Source organism: Streptomyces sp. NPDC001401, assembly GCF_042895385.1.
Taxonomy (GTDB): Bacteria; Actinomycetota; Actinomycetes; order Streptomycetales; family Streptomycetaceae; genus Streptomyces.
In genome coordinates, this window is sequence record NZ_JBIAWI010000040.1 from 18,278 (window position 1) to 37,159 (window position 18,882).

General features: G+C 71.4%; 19 protein-coding genes and 1 pseudogene. 12 read left to right on the plus strand and 8 right to left on the minus strand.

Annotation, left to right across the window (positions count from 1 at the left end; genetic code table 11):
* The first annotated feature begins 58 nt into the window (after positions 1-58).
* The 8 genes from ACFY10_RS54540 to ACFY10_RS54575 all read left to right on the plus strand — a co-directional run bounded on the left by ACFY10_RS54540 (position 59) and on the right by ACFY10_RS54575 (position 8,934).
* Entirely contained in the window at positions 59-895 is an 837-nt protein-coding gene (locus ACFY10_RS54540) for an undecaprenyl-diphosphate phosphatase (RefSeq protein ID WP_390672893.1), read from the plus strand.
* 125 nt (positions 896-1,020) lie between these two features.
* Positions 1,021-1,917, plus strand: a complete 897-nt coding sequence (locus ACFY10_RS54545) for a hypothetical protein (protein ID WP_390672894.1) — start codon at positions 1,021-1,023, stop codon at positions 1,915-1,917.
* A 143-nt stretch (positions 1,918-2,060) separates the two neighbouring features.
* Positions 2,061-2,717 carry a TOPRIM nucleotidyl transferase/hydrolase domain-containing protein gene (locus ACFY10_RS54550; protein WP_390672895.1) on the plus strand — a complete coding sequence of 219 codons (657 nt, stop codon included), beginning with the start codon at positions 2,061-2,063 and terminating at the stop codon, positions 2,715-2,717.
* Positions 2,718-3,223: 506 nt separating this feature from the next.
* Positions 3,224-3,901, plus strand: a complete 678-nt coding sequence (locus ACFY10_RS54555; protein ID WP_390672912.1) for a FadR/GntR family transcriptional regulator — start codon at positions 3,224-3,226, stop codon at positions 3,899-3,901.
* Complete coding sequence (locus ACFY10_RS54560) at positions 3,898-5,352, plus strand: amino acid permease (RefSeq protein ID WP_390672896.1); 1,455 nt, start codon at positions 3,898-3,900, stop codon at positions 5,350-5,352. Before ACFY10_RS54555 ends, ACFY10_RS54560 begins: the two co-directional genes overlap by 4 nt.
* 31 nt (positions 5,353-5,383) lie before the next feature.
* Positions 5,384-6,400 (plus strand): asparaginase, encoded by a 1,017-nt coding sequence (locus ACFY10_RS54565; protein WP_390672897.1) that lies wholly within the window; start codon positions 5,384-5,386, stop codon positions 6,398-6,400.
* A 146-nt stretch (positions 6,401-6,546) separates the two neighbouring features.
* Complete coding sequence (gene aspA / locus ACFY10_RS54570) at positions 6,547-7,959, plus strand: aspartate ammonia-lyase (protein ID WP_390672898.1); 1,413 nt, start codon at positions 6,547-6,549, stop codon at positions 7,957-7,959.
* Between the two features lie 45 nt (positions 7,960-8,004).
* Positions 8,005-8,934 carry a glutaminase gene (locus ACFY10_RS54575; RefSeq protein WP_390672899.1) on the plus strand — a complete coding sequence of 310 codons (930 nt, stop codon included), beginning with the start codon at positions 8,005-8,007 and terminating at the stop codon, positions 8,932-8,934.
* Positions 8,935-8,943: 9 nt separating this feature from the next.
* On the opposite strand, the gene ACFY10_RS54580 is transcribed toward ACFY10_RS54575, so the two are convergent.
* Positions 8,944-9,723: an alpha/beta fold hydrolase gene (locus tag ACFY10_RS54580; RefSeq protein WP_390672900.1), complete on the minus strand. Its 780-nt coding sequence runs from the start codon at positions 9,721-9,723 to the stop codon at positions 8,944-8,946.
* A gap of 180 nt (positions 9,724-9,903) precedes the next feature.
* On the opposite strand from ACFY10_RS54580, the gene mptB reads away from it, so the two are divergent.
* Together mptB and ACFY10_RS54590 are read left to right on the plus strand one after the other, a co-directional pair.
* Positions 9,904-11,298, plus strand: a complete 1,395-nt coding sequence (gene mptB / locus ACFY10_RS54585; RefSeq protein WP_390672901.1) for a polyprenol phosphomannose-dependent alpha 1,6 mannosyltransferase MptB — start codon at positions 9,904-9,906, stop codon at positions 11,296-11,298.
* On the plus strand, positions 11,295-12,641 hold the full coding sequence (locus ACFY10_RS54590) for a glycosyltransferase 87 family protein (RefSeq protein WP_390672902.1): 1,347 nt from the start codon (positions 11,295-11,297) through the stop codon (positions 12,639-12,641). Before mptB ends, ACFY10_RS54590 begins: the two co-directional genes overlap by 4 nt.
* 83 nt (positions 12,642-12,724) lie before the next feature.
* Here ACFY10_RS54590 and ACFY10_RS54595 read toward each other — a convergent pair.
* The 3 genes and pseudogenes from ACFY10_RS54595 to ACFY10_RS54605 all read right to left on the minus strand — a co-directional run.
* A pseudogene (locus ACFY10_RS54595) lies at positions 12,725-13,558 on the minus strand (D-alanyl-D-alanine carboxypeptidase family protein); the annotation flags it as partial.
* 224 nt (positions 13,559-13,782) lie between these two features.
* On the minus strand, positions 13,783-13,959 hold the full coding sequence (locus ACFY10_RS54600; protein ID WP_390672903.1) for a hypothetical protein: 177 nt from the start codon (positions 13,957-13,959) through the stop codon (positions 13,783-13,785).
* A 287-nt stretch (positions 13,960-14,246) separates the two neighbouring features.
* Positions 14,247-14,597 carry an ArsR/SmtB family transcription factor gene (locus ACFY10_RS54605; protein WP_390672913.1) on the minus strand — a complete coding sequence of 117 codons (351 nt, stop codon included), beginning with the start codon at positions 14,595-14,597 and terminating at the stop codon, positions 14,247-14,249.
* 212 nt (positions 14,598-14,809) lie between these two features.
* Here ACFY10_RS54605 and ACFY10_RS54610 point away from each other — a divergent pair, with 212 nt between their 5' ends.
* Both ACFY10_RS54610 and ACFY10_RS54615 read left to right on the plus strand, forming a co-directional pair.
* Positions 14,810-14,995, plus strand: a complete 186-nt coding sequence (locus tag ACFY10_RS54610; protein ID WP_390672904.1) for a hypothetical protein — start codon at positions 14,810-14,812, stop codon at positions 14,993-14,995.
* A gap of 34 nt (positions 14,996-15,029) precedes the next feature.
* Positions 15,030-15,824 (plus strand): 2-phosphosulfolactate phosphatase, encoded by a 795-nt coding sequence (locus ACFY10_RS54615; RefSeq protein WP_390672905.1) that lies wholly within the window; start codon positions 15,030-15,032, stop codon positions 15,822-15,824.
* A gap of 12 nt (positions 15,825-15,836) precedes the next feature.
* Here the strand turns inward: ACFY10_RS54615 and ACFY10_RS54620 are convergent, their stop codons facing one another.
* From ACFY10_RS54620 to ACFY10_RS54635, 4 genes are read right to left on the minus strand one after another with little or no spacing between them, the layout of a single operon-like run.
* Entirely contained in the window at positions 15,837-16,250 is a 414-nt protein-coding gene (locus ACFY10_RS54620) for an anti-sigma factor antagonist (protein WP_390672906.1), read from the minus strand.
* A gap of 36 nt (positions 16,251-16,286) precedes the next feature.
* Positions 16,287-16,697, minus strand: a complete 411-nt coding sequence (locus ACFY10_RS54625) for an ATP-binding protein (protein WP_390672907.1) — start codon at positions 16,695-16,697, stop codon at positions 16,287-16,289.
* Positions 16,697-17,113, minus strand: a complete 417-nt coding sequence (locus ACFY10_RS54630; protein ID WP_390672908.1) for a pyridoxamine 5'-phosphate oxidase family protein — start codon at positions 17,111-17,113, stop codon at positions 16,697-16,699. The genes ACFY10_RS54625 and ACFY10_RS54630 overlap by 1 nt, the downstream gene beginning before the upstream one ends.
* Positions 17,114-17,136: 23 nt before the next feature.
* Positions 17,137-18,861 carry a SulP family inorganic anion transporter gene (locus tag ACFY10_RS54635; RefSeq protein ID WP_390672914.1) on the minus strand — a complete coding sequence of 575 codons (1,725 nt, stop codon included), beginning with the start codon at positions 18,859-18,861 and terminating at the stop codon, positions 17,137-17,139.
* Between the last annotated feature and the right edge of the window lie 21 nt (positions 18,862-18,882).

Consider the following 18,882-nt stretch of genomic DNA (forward strand, 5'->3'; position numbering starts at 1 on the left):
TCCGCGCGTAGTAAGACTGTCTACAGCACTGTCGACCAACTCCTCAGAACTGGATCCCATGAGCGTCATCAACGTCGGTCAGGCCGCCGTCCTCGGAGTCGTGGAAGGTCTCACCGAGTTCCTTCCCGTCTCCTCCACCGGACATCTGAAGATCACCGAAGGGCTCATGGGCATCCCGGTCGACGACGACGCCGTCGTCGGCTTCTCGGCCGTCATTCAGGTCGGCGCGATCGCCGCCGTGCTCCTGTACTTCTTCAAGGACATCGTGCGGATCGTCTCCGCCTGGGGCCGTGGCCTGGTCAACAAGGAGGAGCGCTACCACCACGACTACAAGTTCGCCTGGTGGGTGATCTACGCGACCATCCCGATCGTGATCGTGGGCCTGGCCGCCAAGCCCCTCATCGAGGGCCCGCTCGCCTCGCTGTGGGTGGTCGCCGCCTCGTTGATCGTCGGCAGTGGCGTGATGTGGGCGGCGGACCAGATGGGCCGGCACAAGCGCGGTGAGGACGACACCACGTTCAAGGACGCGATGCTGGTCGGCGGCTCGCAGATCCTCGCCCTGCTCTTCCCCGGCTTCTCCCGCTCCGGCGCCACCATGTCCACGGCCCTCATCCTCGACCTGGACCGCGTCGCCGCCACCCGCCTCTCCTTCTTCCTCGGCATCCCGGCCCTGACCGGCGCCGGTCTGTACGAGCTCAAGGACGCCCTGGGCACGGGCGTGGGTGCCGTCCCGCTGGCCGTCGGCACGATCGTCTCCTTCGTCGTCGCCTACGCCTCCATCGCCTGGCTGCTGAAGTTCGTCGCCAAGCACTCCTTCAACGCCTTCGTCGTCTACCGGCTCCTCGTCGGCGTGCTGCTGCTGGGCCTGCTCAGCATGGGCGCCCTCAGCAGCTGACGGCGGTCGCGGAGACGGGCGCCTCTCGGGGGAGGGCGCCACGGCGCTGCGGCGCCCCACGAGGTCTGTGTCCCCGCATGGGACGCAACGCGGCACAGGGGTCGAAACCTGCGAAAATCGGCACTGTGGCGTCGAGTGCGGAGGACGCGGTGGACCTGGACACTGTCGCGGACGAGCTGTACGGACTGCGGCCGGAAGACTTCACCGCCGCCCGCGACGCGCGGGCGGCCGAAGCCCGCGGGGCCGGCGACCGCACGCTCGCCGCCAAGATCGGCAAACTGCGCCGCCCCGGCCTGGCAGCCTGGGCGAGCAACCTCCTCGTCCGCGAGCGGCCCGACGCAACCCGGCCGCTGCTCCAGCTCGGTGAAGGACTGCGCCAGGCGCATCGTGACCTGGACGGAGCGCAGCTGCGCGAACTCAGCCGCAGACAGCACGGCGTGATCAACGCCCTGGCCCGGCAGGCCCGGCAGCTCGCGGCCCAGGCCGGGCACCCGATCAGCGAGGGCGTCCAGCACGAGGTCGAGACCATCCTGCAGGCCGTGCTCGCCGACCCCGAGGCCGCGCAGGAGTGGGCCACCGGACGCCTGGTCAAGGGCTTCGCCCAGGTAGCCGGCTTCCCGCCCGCCGCCGAAGACGCCATCGCCCGCCCCGCCCCGGTCGCACGCAAGCCGGCGTCCCGGCCTGCAGTCCGCCGCGACGCCAGGGCAGGCGAAGAAGGGCGCCGCCGGCTCGAGCAGGCCAGGCAGGATGCCGAGGACGCCGAGCGCGCACTCAAGGCCCGGCAGGAAGAGGCCGCAGCCGCCGACCGGCAGGTGGACGAAGCACAAGCACGGGCGCAGGCGCTGGAGCAGCGCATCAACGAGCTGACCGAGGAACTGCAGCGGCTGGAGGAAGACCGGCGCCAGGCCCAGACGGCCGCGCGGAAGGCCCGCGAGCACTCCCTGGGCGCCGAGCGGCGCGTCCGGCAGGCCCAGCGTCGCGCCGAGACCGCTGCCGCCCAGGTCAAACGCCTGAGCGCGTAGGAGCGGCGGCGTGCTGGAGCGGTGCTCTCGGAGGGCAGGTGGGCGGGCGCCGTCTCCTCCGATTTCTCGAGGCATTGCCCCGGAAAACGCGCGTGCATACGGGATCTCCGCCGTGCCACGATGGCGTGGGGAAGCGAGGTCTCGTGGACGAGATGGGGCGATTCCGTCGGGCGCTGGTCGCGTGGGCGGCCGGGGGAGCGGGGGCGAGCGCGGGCGCCGAGGTGGCGCGGCAGCTGGCCGGCGGCGGTGTGCGCACGATCGTGCTCGTCGAGGGCAGCAGCGATCAGGTCGCGCTCGAGGCGCTGGCCACGCGCCACGGCCGTGACCTCGGTGCGCAGGGCATTGCGGTAGTGCCGCTCGGAGGAGCGACGAACATCGGGCGTTTCCTGGACGTGTGCGGCCCTCCGGGGCTCGGCCTCCCGCTGGCCGGTCTTTGCGACATCGGCGAGGAGCGGCACTTCCGGCGTCATCTGGAGCGGGTCGGGCTCGGGTCCGGTCTCACGCACGCCGGACTGGAGGCACTCGGGTTCCACCTGTGCGTCGCCGATCTGGAGGACGAGCTGATCCGCGCGCTCGGTCCCCAAGGCGTGCAGCAGGTGATCGACGCCCAGGGCGAGATGCGCCCCTTCCGCACCTTCCAGGGGCAGCCGGCGCAGCGGCACCGGCCCGTGGAGCACCAGCTGCGGCGCTTCATGGGCACGCACAGCGGTCGCAAGGCGCTCTACGCGCAGGCGATGGTCGGGCATCTGGACCTCGAGCGCGTCCCCCGGCCGCTGGAGCGCCTCCTCGCGCACGTCTGACACGGCTCGGATGCGCGAGGGATGCGGGGCGGGGGACTTGGCGTTGAGGCCGGGTTCAGCGGCGTTCCCCTGCGGGCTGGCCCGGTCAGGCTCCTCCTGATCAGCCCACGAGCCGGGGGAGCCGGTTCGTGGTCAGGACAGGCCGCCTTGCTCGCAGACCCGGCGGGCGACCTCTTTGTGCCGTGCAGCATCAGAATGATTCCTGGGCCAGGAGATCACGGGCCATCGACGCCATCTGCCGCGCGAACCGGCCCCAGTCCCTACCGTCCTCCGCGTTTCGGCTCGTCCTGGTCGAGAAGCCATCTACCAAGCCCTTCGTCCAGGCTTCACAGGGCGCATCGGGTTTCCCGGTGCTCTTGAGGAGGGGCGCGTGTCTCAGGTGTCACGCCCCATGAATTTCCTCTTTCGCCTCCCCTTGACAGTTCCCGCCCGTCACCCGCAGGATCACTCCCGTGAACCTGTCAGACAGCAAGACAGCCAGTCAGGGTCCGCGGCGGATCAGCGCCATGGAAGCGGTCCTGGCGCATCTGCGCTCCGCCATTGAGAACGGCGAGTACGCCGTGGGGGACAAGCTCCCCTCCGAGGCGGAGCTGTGCCGCACCCTCGAGGTCAGCCGGCCGGTGCTGCGCGAGGCCCTCCGGGCCCTGCAGACGATGGGCCTGACCGTCTCCAAGACGGGCAAGGGCACCTTCGTCGTCGCCAACGCCGTCGAGGACCCCACCTTCGGCGACTACGCGGCCAGCGACCTGCTGGAGGTGCGCCGCCACGTGGAGATCCCGGTGGCGGGCTACGCGGCCGTGCGCCGCACCCCCGAGGACCTCGACCACCTGGCGCACCTGCTGGAGCGCATGGAGCGGGAGACCGACACCACCTCGTGGGTCGCCCTCGACACGCTGTTCCACCTCGCCATCGCCCAGGCCGCCCAGAACCCGGTCTTCCGCCGGGTCATCGAGGAGATCCGCGACGCACTGGCGCGTCAGTCGGCCTTCCTCAACGAGCTGGGCGGGCGCCGCGAGCAGTCCAACCGCGAGCACCGGGCGATCGTCGAGGCGCTGACGGACGGTTCCGAACTCGACGCGGTGGACGCCATGGCGCACCACCTCGACCGCGTCGAGACGACCCTCACCGACATCGTGCGCCCCGCGCGCACGGACATCCCCACGGAAGGCGGACCCGAGGCGTGAGCGAGCACCTCAAAGAAGAGACGCGCACACCGGCCGCACATGTCGACGCAGGCGATGCGGGCTACAGCAAGTCGCTGAAGTCCCGGCACGTCAACATGATCGCCATCGGCGGCGCGATCGGCACCGGTCTCTTCCTCGGCGCGGGCGGCCGCCTCGCCGACGCCGGCCCGTCCCTGTTCATCGCCTACGCGGTCTGCGGCATCTTCGCCTTCCTGGTCGTGCGCGCCCTCGGCGAACTCGTCCTGTACCGGCCCTCGTCCGGCGCCTTCGTGTCGTACGCCCGCGAGTTCCTGGGCGAGAAGGGCGCGTACACCGCGGGCTGGATGTACTTCCTGAACTGGGCCACCACCGGCATCGCCGACATCACCGCGGTGGCCACGTACACGCACTACTGGGGCATGTTCTCCGACATCCCTCAATGGTTGATCGCATTGATCGCCCTGGCCGTCGTCCTGACGGTCAACCTGATCTCGGTCAAGATCTTCGGTGAACTCGAGTTCTGGTTCGCCATCGTCAAGGTCAGCGCGCTCGTGATCTTCATGTGCATCGGCATCTTCCTGCTGGTCACCCAGCACCCCGTCGACGGCGCCCACCCCGGCCCGGCCCTGATCACCGACAACGGCGGCGTCTTCCCCAACGGCCTGCTGCCCATGCTGCTGATCATCCAGGGCGTCGTGTTCGCCTACGCCTCCGTCGAGCTGGTCGGCGTCGCCGCGGGCGAGACCCAGAACCCCGAGAAGATCATGCCGAAGGCGATCAACTCGATCATGTGGCGCGTCGGCCTCTTCTACGTCGGCTCGGTCGTCCTGCTGTCGATGCTGCTGCCCTGGAACAAGTACAGCGCCGCCGAGAGCCCCTTCGTGACCGTGCTGTCCCACATCGGCATCCCGGCGGCCGGCGGCGTGATGAACCTCGTCGTCCTCACCGCGGCCATGTCCTCGCTCAACTCCGGCCTGTACTCCACCGGCCGCATCCTGCGCTCCATGGCGATGTCCGGCTCCGCCCCCAAGTTCACCTCGGTGATGAGCCGCAGCCAGGTCCCGTACGGCGGCATCCTGCTCACCAGCGGTATCTGTGTCCTGGGCGTAGGCCTCAACTTCGTGGTCCCGGCGGACGCCTTCGAGATCGTCCTGAACTTCGCGGCGATCGGCATCCTCTCCACCTGGGGCATGATCATGATCTGTCACCTGCTCTTCTGGCAGAAGACCCAGAAGGGCGAGCTGACCCGCCCGGGCTACCAACTCCCGGGCTCGCCCTGGACCGAACTCGTGACGCTGGCCTTCCTCGCCTCCGTCCTGGTCCTCATGTACGCCGACGGAGGCGCCGGCCGCACCACCGTGCTGTGCCTGCCGCTGATCGTCGGAGCCCTGGTCGGCGGATGGTTCGGCATCCGCGGCCGGGTCGCACGCAAAGCCACCCAGACACCACCCACCACCGGGGCCGGCGCGTGACCCACGCGCCGCTCCACGACAAGAGGCAGTGATGTACAGCAGTTCCGTCGCGGGCCCACCCCTGATCCGCGAGCCCCTCCACGCTCCCCTCGCCCACCTGATACGCGGCGGGGTCGTGGAGGGCATCCACTACGGCTCCGTCGTCGTCCTCGGCGCCGACGGGCAGGTCCAGCTCCAGCTCGGCGACATCGAGGCCGCCTTCTACCCGCGCTCGGCGCTCAAGCCCGTCCAGGCCGTCGCCATGGTCCGGGCCGGGCTGCCGCTGGACGGCGACCTCCTCTCGCTCACCGCGGCCAGCCACTCCGGCGAGGAACGCCACCTCGCCGGCACCCGGCGCATCCTCGAGCTCGCCGGGCTCACCGAGGACCATCTGCGCAACGTGACGGACATGCCCTTCGACCCGGTCGTCCGGGACGAGTGGATCCGTACGGGCCGGCTGCCCTCCCGGCTCGCCCAGAACTGCTCCGGCAAGCACGCGGCCATGCTCTACACCTGCCGGCTCAACGGCTGGCCCCTGGAGGACTACCTCGACCCCCGCCACCCCCTCCAGCAGGCGATCGCGGAGATCGTCGAGGACCTCACCGGGCAGCGCATCGCCCAGACGACCGTCGACGGCTGCGGCGCACCGCTGTTCTCCGTCTCCCTGCACGGCCTCGCCCGCGCCGCCGCCCGCATCACCTCGGCCGTCCACGGCACGCCCGAGGCACGCGTCGCCGACGCGATGCGCGAGCACGCCGAGATGGCCTCCGGCTCCGGCCGGGACGTGGCCGCACTGATGCGGGCCGTGCCCGGGCTGCTCACCAAGGACGGCTTCGAAGGCGTGCAGGTCGCTGCGCTGCCCGACGGCCGGGCCGTCGCCGTGAAGATCGCCGACGGGGCGAACCGGGCGCGTGTGCCGGTCGCTGCGGCTGGACTTGCCCGGGCGGGCGTGGATCCTGCGCTCCTTGCCGAGTTTGCGGGGGAGGCGCTGCTCGGTGGGGGCCAGCCCGTGGGGTGCGTGCGACCGGTGCGCGCGCTAGACCCGGTACCGCTGACTGCTTGTGCGTAGCACTTCGCCGGATCGGTTGTTCTTGATCTGCGGGCCGGTTGTGGCTGGTCGCGCCCGCGCGGCGGTAGCCGCAAATCGATAACGCCCCGCGCCCCTGAAGACAGGGGCGCTCACCCTCACCCTGTTGAAAGAGGACCCGCACCCTCATGACGACCGCCGCCACCCGCAGCGAACACGATCTGCTCGGAGACCGCGACGTCCCCGCCGACGCGTACTGGGGCGTTCACACGCTGCGCGCCACGGAGAACTTCCCCATCACGGGCACCCCGATCTCCGCCTACCCGCACCTGATCGACGCCCTGGCCGCCGTCAAGGAGGCCGCCGCCCTCGCCAACGAGGAACTGGGCCTGCTGGAGCCGAGGAAGGCCGCCGCCATCGTCGAGGCCTGCCGCGAGATCCGCGACGGCAAGCTGCACGACCAGTTCGTCGTCGACGTCATCCAGGGCGGCGCCGGCACCTCGACCAACATGAACGCCAACGAGGTCGTCGCCAACCGGGCGCTGGAGCTGCTGGGGTTCGAGAAGGGCCACTACCAGCACCTGCACCCCAACGAGGACGTCAACCTCGGCCAGTCGACCAATGACGTCTACCCGACCGCCGTCAAGATAGCGACGGTCTTCGCGGTACGTGGACTGCTCAAGGCGATGTCTGTACTGCAGGACGCCTTCGCCCGCAAGGCCGTCGAGTTCCGCAACGTGCTCAAGATGGGCCGTACACAGTTGCAGGACGCGGTGCCCATGACGCTCGGTCAAGAATTCTCCGCATACGCCGTCATGATTGACGAGGACCGCAACCGTCTTGACGAGGCAGTCCAGTTGATCCATGAGATCAACCTGGGTGCCACGGCCATCGGCACCGGGCTCAACGCCCCCGCCGGATACGCCGAGTCGGCCCGCCGTCACCTCGCCGACATCACCGGGCTGCCGCTGGTGACCGCCGCCAACCTGGTCGAGGCCACCCAGGACTGCGGCGCGTTCGTGCAGATGTCCGGCGTGCTCAAGCGGATCGCCGTCAAGCTGTCCAAGAGCTGCAACGACCTGCGGCTGCTGTCGTCGGGGCCGCGCGCGGGCCTCGGCGAGATCAACCTGCCGCCGGTGCAGGCCGGTTCGTCCATCATGCCCGGCAAGGTCAACCCGGTGATCCCCGAGGTCGTCAACCAGGTCGCCTTCGAGGTGATCGGCAACGACGTCACCATCACCATGGCCGCCGAGGCCGGACAGCTCCAGCTCAACGCCTTCGAGCCGATCATCCTGCACTCCCTGTCGGAGTCCGTCACGCATCTGCAGAGCGCCTGCCTGACGCTCGCCGAGCGGTGCGTCGAGGGCATCACCGCCAACACCGAGGCACTGCGCACGAGCGTGGAGAACTCCATCGGCCTGGTGACCGCCCTCAACCCGCACATCGGGTACACGGCCGCCACCGACATCGCCAAGGAGGCCCTCGCCACCGGCCGGGGCGTTGCCGAACTCGTCCTGGAAAAGGGCCTGTTGCCCGCCGAGCGGCTTGCCGACCTGCTGCGGCCCGAGGTCGTCGCGGGCAGCGGCTCCGTCATCGCCTGAACCACGGCCGCGCGCCAGGACCGACCCGGGGGCACAATAGTGATCATGACAACGACGTCGTCCTTCGCCTTCCAGCCGGTCCTGGAGCGCATCGCCGAGGAGATCGAGCGCACCCCCGGCCGCGGCCGCCCCGCCGACTACATCCCGGCACTCGCCGCCTGCGACCCCCGCCGCTTCGGCATGGCGGTCGCGGAACTGGACGGCACGGTGTACGGCGTGGGGGACTGGCGCGAGCCGTTCTCCGCGCAGTCCCTCACCAAGGTCTTCACCCTCGCCCTCGACCTGGCCCGCGAGGGCGACGAACTGTGGGAGCACGTGGGCCGCGAACCCTCCGGCAACCCGTTCAACTCCCTGATCCAGCTGGAGTACGAGAACGGCATCCCGCGCAACCCGTTCATCAACGCCGGCGCCCTCGTCGTCACCGACCGCCTGCAGACCCGTACCGGAGACGCGGCGGGCGAACTGCTGACCTTCCTGCGCACCGAGAGCGGCAACCCGGCCCTGGACTTCGACAAGGACGTCGCCGCCTCCGAGTCCGCACACGGTGACCGCAACGCCGCCCTCGCCCATTTCATGGCGTCCTACGGCAACATCGACAACCCGATCCCGGTGCTGCTGGACCAGTACTTCCGCCAGTGCTCCATCACCGCGTCCTGCGCCGACCTCGCCCTTGCCACCGGCTTCCTGGCCCGCCACGGCATCCGGGCCGACGACAGCCGGCTGCTCACCCAGAGCCAGGCCAAGCAGGTCAACGCGGTGATGCTGACCTGCGGGACGTACGACGCGGCGGGCGAGTTCGCCTACCGCGTCGGCCTGCCCGGCAAGAGCGGCGTCGGCGGCGGCATCATCGCGGTCGTCCCCGGCCGCTGCACGCTGTGCGTGTGGAGCCCGGGCCTCGACGAGCGCGGCAACTCGGTGGCGGGCGTCGCTGCGCTGGACCGCTTCACGACCCTGACCGGCCTGTCGGTGTTCTGAACCGGCAGCTCAGCCCAGGAACTCGGTCAGCAGCGGCACCAGCAGGGAAGTACGCCGCATCAGGGCCACATGCGTGGTGGCGGGCAGGACCGCCAGCTGTGCCCCGGGAATCAGCTCCTGCATCTCGGCCGCGTGCTCCACGCGTACGAAGTCGCTGTCGCCGACGACCAGGAGCGTGGGCGCCTCCAGCCCGCGCAGGTCGTCGGCCGTCCAGGGCAGCGGGGCGTGGGCGGCGGCGGTGACCTTGGCGAGGAAGTCCGGGAAGTGCCTGGGGTGCGGGGCGACGGCCGCGTAGGCGTCGGCCATCTCCTGGAAGTCCGCCCGGCTGGGCAGCCGGGGAGAGGTGTAGTCCGGTGTGCGGACGTCGTCGTGGTAGCCGTCCTGCCGATATGGCGTGGCGGCGAGCACCAGCCGCCCCGCCCGCTCAGGATGCCGTACCGCGATCTCGAGCGCGGTCAGCCCGCCGAGACTGAAACCGATCAAGTCGGCCTGGGCGATGCCCAGTTCGTCCAGCAGCGCCACGACGTCCGAGGCCAGGTTCGCCACTGTCAGGTCGCGATCGGTGTCGGCCGTGTGGCCGTGCCCCTGGAGCTCGGGCGCCACGACACGGCGGCCGTCGGCCAGCGCCGGCAGCACCGCCGCGAAGGACAGGCCGACGGTGTGCGCCCCGCCGTGCAGCAGTACCAGCGGACGCCGGGTGTCGTCACCGGACCCGCGGATCCCGTGGTTCTCGTAGTACATCTCCAGGCCGTTGACCTTGGCGTGGGCGGAGCGGTTCGGCACGGTCATCACGTCCGTTCTGTCGCCGGCGGAGGCCGGACACCTCGGATGCAGGGGAGACCGGCCGGCTGCGAAGAAATCATCGCCGCGGGCGTGCGATCACGTGCCGGACACACGCAGGCCCCCGCCCGGAAGGCGGCGCGTCAATTTCCGGCCACCCGGCGTTGACACGCTTCCCGAGTGTTGGCCATGGCTTTCCCCGTCGATCTCCGCCGCTGTCAGGTCCTCGGCCTGGCCGGCACCGCCTTCCTCGCGCTGGGAGGCGAGACGGCCGGCGCCCTGCCCGTGCGGGATCTCCTGGCCCCGGCCACCGCCCGCGCGGCCCTGGGCCTGGTCGGCGTGTACTTCGGCGTCGTAGTGCTGATAGCCGCCTGGGTGCTGCTCGGGCGGCTCGTACGCAGCGCCGAGGCGCCCACCCCGCGCGAACTGCTGCTCGTGCTCGCCGTGTGGGCGGCCCCGCTGCTGCTCGCCCCGCCGCTGTTCAGCCGTGACGTCTACAGCTACCTCGCCCAGGGCGCCATGGTCGACGCCCACATGGACGTCTACGCACACGGGCCCGCCCAGCTCGGCGGCCCCCTTGCAGACGAGGTCGCCCCGCTGTGGCAGCACACCGGCGCCCCCTACGGCCCGGTGTTCCTCGCCGTCGCCTCCGCGCTGTCCGGCCTGACCCGCGGCGAACTCCCCGCCGGGCTGGTCGGGATGCGCCTGGTCGCGCTGCTCGGCGTGGCGCTGATGGCGGCCGCGCTGCCCCGGCTCGCCCGGCACAGCGGCGCCGATCCGGCCGCCGCACTCTGGCTCGGTGCCCTCAACCCGCTGGTGCTGCTCCACCTGGTCGCCGGCGCCCACAACGACGCCATCATGCTCGGCCTGCTCGGTGTCGGCCTGGTCGCCGCCCTCGGCCGCTGGCCGGTCCTGGGCGCCGTCCTGGTCACCCTCGCGGCGCTGGTCAAGGCGCCCGCCGTGCTCGGGCTCGCCGCGGTCGTCGTCCTCCAGGTGCGAGCCGGGCACCGACCGGCGAAGGCCGTCGTGTCGACCGCCGCGGCCGCCGCGGCCACCACGGTCGCCGCAACAGCCCTCGCCGGAACGGGATACGGCTGGATAGGCGCCCTCGACACCCCCGTCTCCCCGCACAACTGGGCCCTGACCAGCCTCCTCGGGCGCGCCACCGGAGCCATGCTGGAACACCTCGGCAGCGATCTCGCCCCCCTTGCCCTTCCGGTCTGGCACCTGCTCGGCCTCGCGATCACCGCGCTGGTGATAGCGGCCATATGGTGGCGGCTGCGCCCCCGCCCGGTCTACGCGCTGGGCCTGAGCCTCGCCACGGTGGCCGCCTTCGGCCCGGCGATCCGCCCCTGGTACGCCCTGTGGGGACTGTTCCTCATCGCCGCCGCGGCACCCACCACCTCGGTACGCCACCGGGTGGCGGCCGTGACGGGCGTACTCGCGCTCGCGACCCTGCCCAGCGGCGGCCCGGTCGACAGCGGGCAGTTGATGCTGGCCGTCTCCGGCGGCGCATTGGCCGTGGTCGTCCTGTGGCAGGTCCACCAGGCGGCCCACGCACCCGCGCTGGGGGAAACCGCATGACCCTGCCCCGCACCGACCGCGGCCGACTGCTCCTGGTCCTCGCCCTCGCGGCCGCCGTCACCGCCTTCACCGCGACCGTGCCGATGCTGCGCGACTGGTTCGACCTGCGCGTCTACTACGGCGCCGTCAACAGCTGGATCCACCACGGCGGACGGATCTACGACTACCAGGTGCCGGGCACGACCTACGGCTTCACCTACCCGCCGTTCGCCGCCGTCAGCATGCTGCCCATGGCCCTCGTCGGCTGGCGCACGGCGGTCGCCGGCTCCCTGCTGCTCAACCTGGCGGCCCTGGCGTGGATCCTGCACATCCTGACCGAGGGGGCCTGGCGCCGCTACGGCTGGTTCGCATGGGCTCTGGGCGCGTGTCTGCTCGCCCTGTTCGAACCGGTGCGCGACACCTTCAGCTTCGGCCAGGTCAACCTCCTGCTGCTGGCGCTGGTGCTCACCGACGCTTGGCTGCTGACGAACGGGCGGGAGCGCTGGGCGGGCGTCGGCATCGGCCTGGCGGCCGCGATCAAACTGACCCCGGCGGTCTTCATCGGCCTGCTCCTGCTCGCCCGCCGATGGCGCGCCGCCGCCCTCGCGTCGGCGGTCACCGCCGGGGCGACCGCGTTCGCCGCCTGGGTGGCCCCGGGCGCCTCCCGTTTCTACTGGACCCAGGCCCTGTGGGACACGAGCCGGGTGGGCCGCCTGGAGTACGTCTCCAACCAGTCACTGCAGGGCATCCTGGCCCGCCTCGGCGAATCCGACCGTAAAGTCTGGGCCTTGGCGGTTCTGGTGGTCCTCGGCATCTGGACGTGGCGGACCCTCCAGGCGGTCGCGGCGGCCGACTGGCCGGCCGCCTTCGCCCTCACCGGCCTGACCGCCTGCCTCGTCAGTCCCATCACCTGGGTGCACCACCTGGTATGGCTGCTGCCGTCCTTCGCCGTACTGATCCGCGCCGGGCACCCGCGCGTGGCGGGCGGCCTGTACGCGGTGCTGTGCACCAGCGTGGTGTGGCTGTGGTTCCACGACGCGTCCGGCGTCGACGGCTTCCTCGGCAGCAACACCTACACCTGGATCACCCTGGGACTGCTGCTGTGGCTGCCGGTGGGTCAACTCCGCGCCGACAGCCCGCCCTTGCCCCGCAGCACCAGCACCACCGCCCCCGCGCCGAGTACGACGGCACCCGAGACGACGCCCGCCGCCGGCCACCCCGGCCCGCCGTCCGGGGCGACGGCCATGGGCGTGGCGTGCGGTTCCGGCCGCGGCCTGCCCAGCAGCGCGTCCAGCGAGCCCACGGGTTCGACCCGCCCCGCGGCCTCGAACCCCCAGTCGAGCAGTTCGCGTGCCTCCTCGTAGACGGCGAAGCCACCGCCCGCCTGAGGGTTCATCACAGTGACCACGAGCGTGCGCCCGCCCCGGCGGGCCGCGGCGACGAGCGTGTTGCCCGCATTGCTGGTGTAGCCGTTCTTGACGCCGATCAGCCCCGGGTAGGGCTCCACACCGTCCGCGCCGGTCAGCAGCCGATTGGTGTTCCGGATGTCGTACGACCAGCCGCCTTCGCCCGGGAACCTGGCTACGGCCGTACCGCAGTACCGCGCAAAGTCCGGGTTGCGCAGCCCCGCCCGGCCGAACACCGCCAGGTCGTACGCCGACGACACCTGGCCCGGCGTGTCGTACCCGTCGGGCGACCGCACATGCGTGTCGAGGGCGCCCAGCGCACGGGCCCTGGCCTGCATCTGCTCGGCAGTGGTCTGCCAGCCGCCGTTCAGCGAGGCCAGCACGTGCACGGCGTCGTTCCCGGAGTGGAGGAAGACCCCGCGCCACAGATCGGCAATCAGGTACGTCCGCCCCTCGGCGACCCCGACCATACTGCTGCCCTCTCCGATGTCCTCCAACTCCTCCTCCCTCACCTTGTGCCGGACGCCCGCCGGCAGCGTCGGCAGCACGGTCAGTGCGAACAGGGTCTTCAGCGTGCTGGCAGGCGGCAGCTTGCGATGCGCGTCGTGCGCGGCCAGCACGTCCCCGCTGCGTGCGTCCGCCACCAGCCAGGACAACGCGGACACGTCCGGAACCCCGGGCACCCCACGACGGTCCCGCACCTGAGTGCCCTCGCGATACAGGAACGCCGGCTCCGGAGTCGCCGCCCGCGGCACGCCGGGCGGAGTGGGCTCCGCGCCGCCGGCGGCGACGGCGATCGGCGTGAACGCCAGCACACCGGCCGTGCAGAGCGCGCAGGTGGCGGCGGCCGTCCGCGATGAGAAGTGGATGATCATACGATCAACGTAGGAATCGATGTGGCGTGCGTGACGCTGACCGGGCCGGAGACGGGGTGGTAGCACCCGGATGCCGCAGTGCGGGGAACACGGTCGTCGCTACAGCCGGGACGGTCGAGCTCAGTGCGGGCGGCCACGGACCTCTGGCCACTGACGGCCCGGCACCGCGTCCGTGCGGTGCCGGGCTCTGTCGCATGCACCGCTCATAGATCATTTGTCGGCGGTCATGTGGTCCTGATGTCGTCCACCCGCTCCCCCTCCGCCTGGGACGGCTCGGTCCTGGGGACGTCCGGGTGCTGCTGCGCGGTCGCACGCTCGGCCGGTTCGTCGCGCTCGCCCTCGGCCTGTGAGGGCGTGTGAGAGTACAGCCAGCGGTCGTAATCCGAGGCTCCGGTCTTCATGGCGGGCCTCCTTCGTTTGCTCAGCTTCCATGCTCCTCCACGCCCTCGGCCAGGGCGAGCAGTCGGCATCCTGGAGCGGCCCCTGCGACGAGCTGGCCTTGCCGCTCCAGAACGAACCCCATCCCTTGGCGCGCCGGCTTCATCAGCAGGTCCTGAGCCTCCCCGCCGCACGCATCACGAGGGCGCTGGTCGCGACCGGAGCTACGGCCATCGGGGGTGAAGCGACCGCCTCCCTCGCCATGGAGCGCTGTCAACTCCCAGGAGGCGGCCGCCGATTGAGGCCGTCGTTACGACGGCGGTTTCGCCTGCGGCTGGGCAGCCTGCAGGTCCGCGAGGAGTTCCGCCTGGCCGGCCAGCACGCCGGACAGGATGGTGCGGGCGACCCTGAGCAGCTCGGCGATGTGCGGGCTGGTCAGCGAGTAGTACACCGTCGAGCCCTCCTTGCGGGTCACCACCAGATTCGCTCGGCGCAGCACGGCCAGCTGCTGCGAGAGATGCGCCGGCTCGATGCCCACCTCGGGCAGCATCTCCGCGACCGCGTGCTCACGTTCGCTCAGCAGCTCCAGGACGCGGATGCGCGCGGGGTGGCCGAGGGTTTTGAAGAATTCGGCCTTCAGCTGGTACAGCGGCGTACTCACCGTGCCGCCCCCTCCCTCATACGGCAGCACGGCCGCACCGGCCGGGCCTTGGCGCATCGCATCCACCCACTCGTCAAGAACATGCAGCCCATCCTCGCGTGCGGCACCGGCCAGGCCGAATCCGCACCGGAAGAGAGCCATCGATTTCAACAGTAATGACCTTGGTAATTGCTAAGATTAGCAATCGGTGAGGTCAGGTGAGGGAGGTTCGTGTGAGGATCACGCCGCTGCGCGGTTTCGGCGTCGCCTGGCTCAAGTGCCCGGCCTGCCGTCTGAAGTGCCGCCCCACCGCCGTCGCCCCGGACGGCAGCTGCCCCCGCTGCGGCGAGCCCCGCCTGCTGAAACTGTCCCTCGGCGGCCGTCCGGATCGGCCATCCCAGGACACCGACCGCCACTGACCCACGCACGGCAGGTGAGCCGGGGAGAGCAGCCATGGGTGACTGGGCCGTCCAGTCCGGCAGCGGGGTCCGCTTCGAATGGGGGCCCGCGGGAGCGAGCCGCCTCGCGACTGAAGCGGCCTGTCTGGTCACCGTGGATGTGCTGTCGTTCACCACGGCGGTGAGCGTCGCCGTCGACAGGGGCATCCGCGTTCTTCCCTTCCGGTGGCCGGGCGGGCTCGCCTCCGAGGACGAGCGCAGCGGTGCCGCGCAGGCCGCCGCCGCGTACGCGCGCCAGTCGGGCGCCCGGCTGGCCGCGCACCGCCACGCCGTCACATCGGACACGCCCTGGTCCCTGTCGCCCGCCCACCTGCGCGCCGCCCCCTTCGTGGCCCGCCTGGTGCTGCCGTCACCCAACGGCGCCGCGATTGCAGCCGCCGCGGCGTCCGGTGTGCGGGTCATCGCCGCCTGTCTGCGCAACCTCACCGCGGTCGGCAACTGGCTGACCTCCCGCAGCTACGGCACCCCCGAACACCCAGTCGTCGTGATCGCCGCAGGCGAGCGGTGGCCGGACGGCAGCCTGCGCCCCGCTCTGGAAGACCTCCTCGGCGCCGGAGCTCTCATCTCCGACCTGTACGCGCAGGGAGCAGGCCCGCTCTCCACGGAGGCCGCCGCCGCGAAGGCAAGCTACGAAGGCACCGCCGACCTCGCCCACGCGGTCGCCACCAGCGCCTCCGGCCGTCGGCTCGCCGCGATGGGATTCGTCGAGGATGTCGCAATCGCCACCGAGGAGGACGCATCCGTCCTCGTCCCCGTACGGGACGGCGACGGCGCCTTCGTCGCGGGCTGAGAGCCGGCGATATCAGTCGCCCGGCCCGTCCCCTTCCGGCCACCCCGTGGTGCGCCACTCGTGACGCCCCTGCATCCGTTCCTCGTGCTCCGCGCAGTGTGCGGCGAGCGCGGCGGCCAGGTCGGCATGGACCGGGATGGGCGGGCAGTCGCCGGAGGGGACGAGGGACCCGTCGGCCGGAATGGCGGCCAGCTCCAGAGCCCGGCCTGCTCGGGCGAGGCGGCGTGCGGCCTCGGTGATCGCCAGCTGTCCCTCGGCCGACCAACTGCGCAGCTCGGTCAGGTCGACGATGACCGGGCCGGTGCCACGCGCCAGCGCCCAGCCGACCGCTCCGGTGAAGCGGCGCACAGCGTCGGGGCCCAGGTACCCGGCGACGGAGAGGATGCCGAGGTGCTTCTCGACGGTGTAGCGCCAGTCGATGGTCATCGTGGTGAACTTCCTTGCCGTGCTGCTCAGTTGGATTCAGAGGGGAAGGATGATCCAGACGGCCTTGCCCTCGGCGTCACCGTGCACGGCCGCGGTGCCGCCGAATTGCCGGGTGAGCTCCATGACCGTGCCCAGACCACCACCGGTGCCGGCTTCGTCCAGCGGCGGCTGGTGGGGGTGGCGGTCGTGGACGGCGAAGGCCAGGCGGCTTCCGCTCGCCGCATACACCACCATGATCTGCGGGGACAGCTCGGCGGCGTGCCGGACGCTGTTGGTCACGAGCTCACTGAGGATCAGCAGCGCCACGTCCACGACGGGCCGGTGCAGGTCGATCTCCCACTCGACCAGCGCCTGTTCAGCGGTCTCGCGGGCGAGACGAACGGCAGACGGCTCGGCGGGCAGCGTGACCACGTGCCGATGGGGCAGGGCCTCGAGCTGCATGGGCATCAGCCCTCCGTCCCCGGGGTGAAGCGGAAGCCGGTCACCGTCCGTGGGCGGATCCGGACGAGCGGGTCGTGCGGACCGTGCACCCGGCCCGGCAGGGTCCGCTTGACGGGGGCACCTCCCATGCGCTTGAGGCAGTGGGGGAGGGCCGCCTCGTCCGGATCGGTGATCACGGCGGCAGGTCCGGGTGCGGTCACCGTCCAGCCGGTGCCCGTCGCGGCACCTGGCTCGTCCACCTGGTACGTCGCGGATGCGGGCACCGCCGCGGCCGGGGTCGGTGTGCGGACGATCAGGCTGCCGAACGCCCACACGTGCCGGGCGGGCCGGACGACGGCCTGCTCCCGCTGCACGTACACCAGCCGCCCCGGACTGCTGCCCTCCAGTGGCCACCTGGCCTCCGCACCGGAAGCCTCGGACATGCGAAGGACGGCGGAACGGGTACTCACTGGACTGCTTCCTCGCTGGTCGCTGTGGTCGGCTGGGCCGGGACGGCGGCCAGGACACCGGTCATCTCCAGGTGATCGCGCGCGCCCCGGATCGCCTCGGGCGTGGTGGCGTACTCCCGGCCCTTGCGGCGCAGCAGGTCCAGTGCGCCGACGGAGTCGAGGACCTGGAGCTGGCCGGGCCGTATCCCTGAGGCGAGGACGAGGATGCCGCGGCGGTGGAGCTTGTCCACGGCGTCCTTGAGGACCAGGGCCCCGGTGGCATCCATCGTGGAGACCCGGGACATTCGCAGGATGACGACCCGGACGTCGGCCACCTCGGTCAGCTCCAGGAGGAAGCGGTGCGCCGCGGCGAAGAACAGTGGGCCGTCGATGCGGTAGGCCACGATGTGCTCAGCCAGCAGCGCGTGTTCCTCGGCGCTGTGATCACCCCGGTCGAGCGGCACCTGGTCGAAGCGGGCCTGCTTGGCGACGGCGCGCAGGGCGAGCGCGCCCGCCACGACCAGGCCGATGATGACCGCGTAGACCAGGTCCAGGGCGAGGGTCGCCACCGCGGTCAGGACGAGTATGAGCGCGTCCGAGCGAGTCGCCCGCGCCATCGCGCGCAGCGAACCGACCTCGACCATACGGATCGCGGTGGCGAGCAGGACACCGGCGAGCGCGGCCAGGGGGATCTTCGAGACGAGGGGCGCGGCGGCGAAGACGATCACCGCGAGGACGGCGGCGTGGGTGAGGGCGGCCAGTCGGGAGTTCGCGCCGGTGCGCACATTGACCGCTGTACGGGCGATCGCGCCGGTCGCCGGGACCCCTCCGAAGAGGGGCGCGGCAATGTTCGCGAGCCCCTGCCCGAGCAACTCCCGGTCGGGGTCGTGCTTCTGACCCACCGTCATGCCATCGGCCACCGACGCCGACAGCAGCGACTCCAGCGCTGCGAGGGCGGCGACCGCGACCGCTGGGGCGAGCAGAGCACCGAGCGAGCCGAGGTCGAGGAAGGACAGCGACGGTGCGGGCAGTCCGGACGGCAGTTCGCCGATCGGCTTCGCCGCCTCCAGGTGCGCGAGCTGCGCCACGAGCGTCGCGGCGATCACCGCGAGGATGGAGAACGGAACGGTCGGCCGCCACCGGGCACCGAGCAGCATGACGGCGGCCACCGCGACCGCGAAACCGAGGGCCGTCCAGTTCGGCGCTTTGGCGAACTCCTCCAAGGCCCGCCAGGTCATCACCAGCACCCGGTCGCCCTCGGGCTTGGGCACGCCGAGCGCGTTCGGGATCTGCTGCAGGCCGATCACGCAGGCGATGCCGAGGGTGAAGCCCTCGACGACCGGGGCGGGCACGTACTGCATGTACTTGCCGGCCCGCAGCGCCGCCAGGCCGACGAGCATGACGCCCGCCATCACACCGACGGTGAGCACCCCGGACGGCCCGTGCTTGGCCACGATCGGCACGAGGACCACAGTCATCGCGCCGGTCGGCCCGGACACCTGCAGATTCGACCCGCCGAAGACCGCGGCGAGCGCACCCGCCACAACGGCGGTCGCCAACCCCGCCTCCGCGCCGAGCCCCGAGGAGACACCGAAGCCCAGCGCCAGCGGAAGGGCGACGATCGCCACGGTCAGCCCGGCGAGCAGGTCCCGGCGCGGGTCGCGCCGGATCTCCGCCAGATCGTCCCGGCCGGGCAGCAGCGCGGCGATCCGGGCCCACGCCCGGCTGAATGCCGTGGTCATCGCGCGGCGACCTCGGCTTCC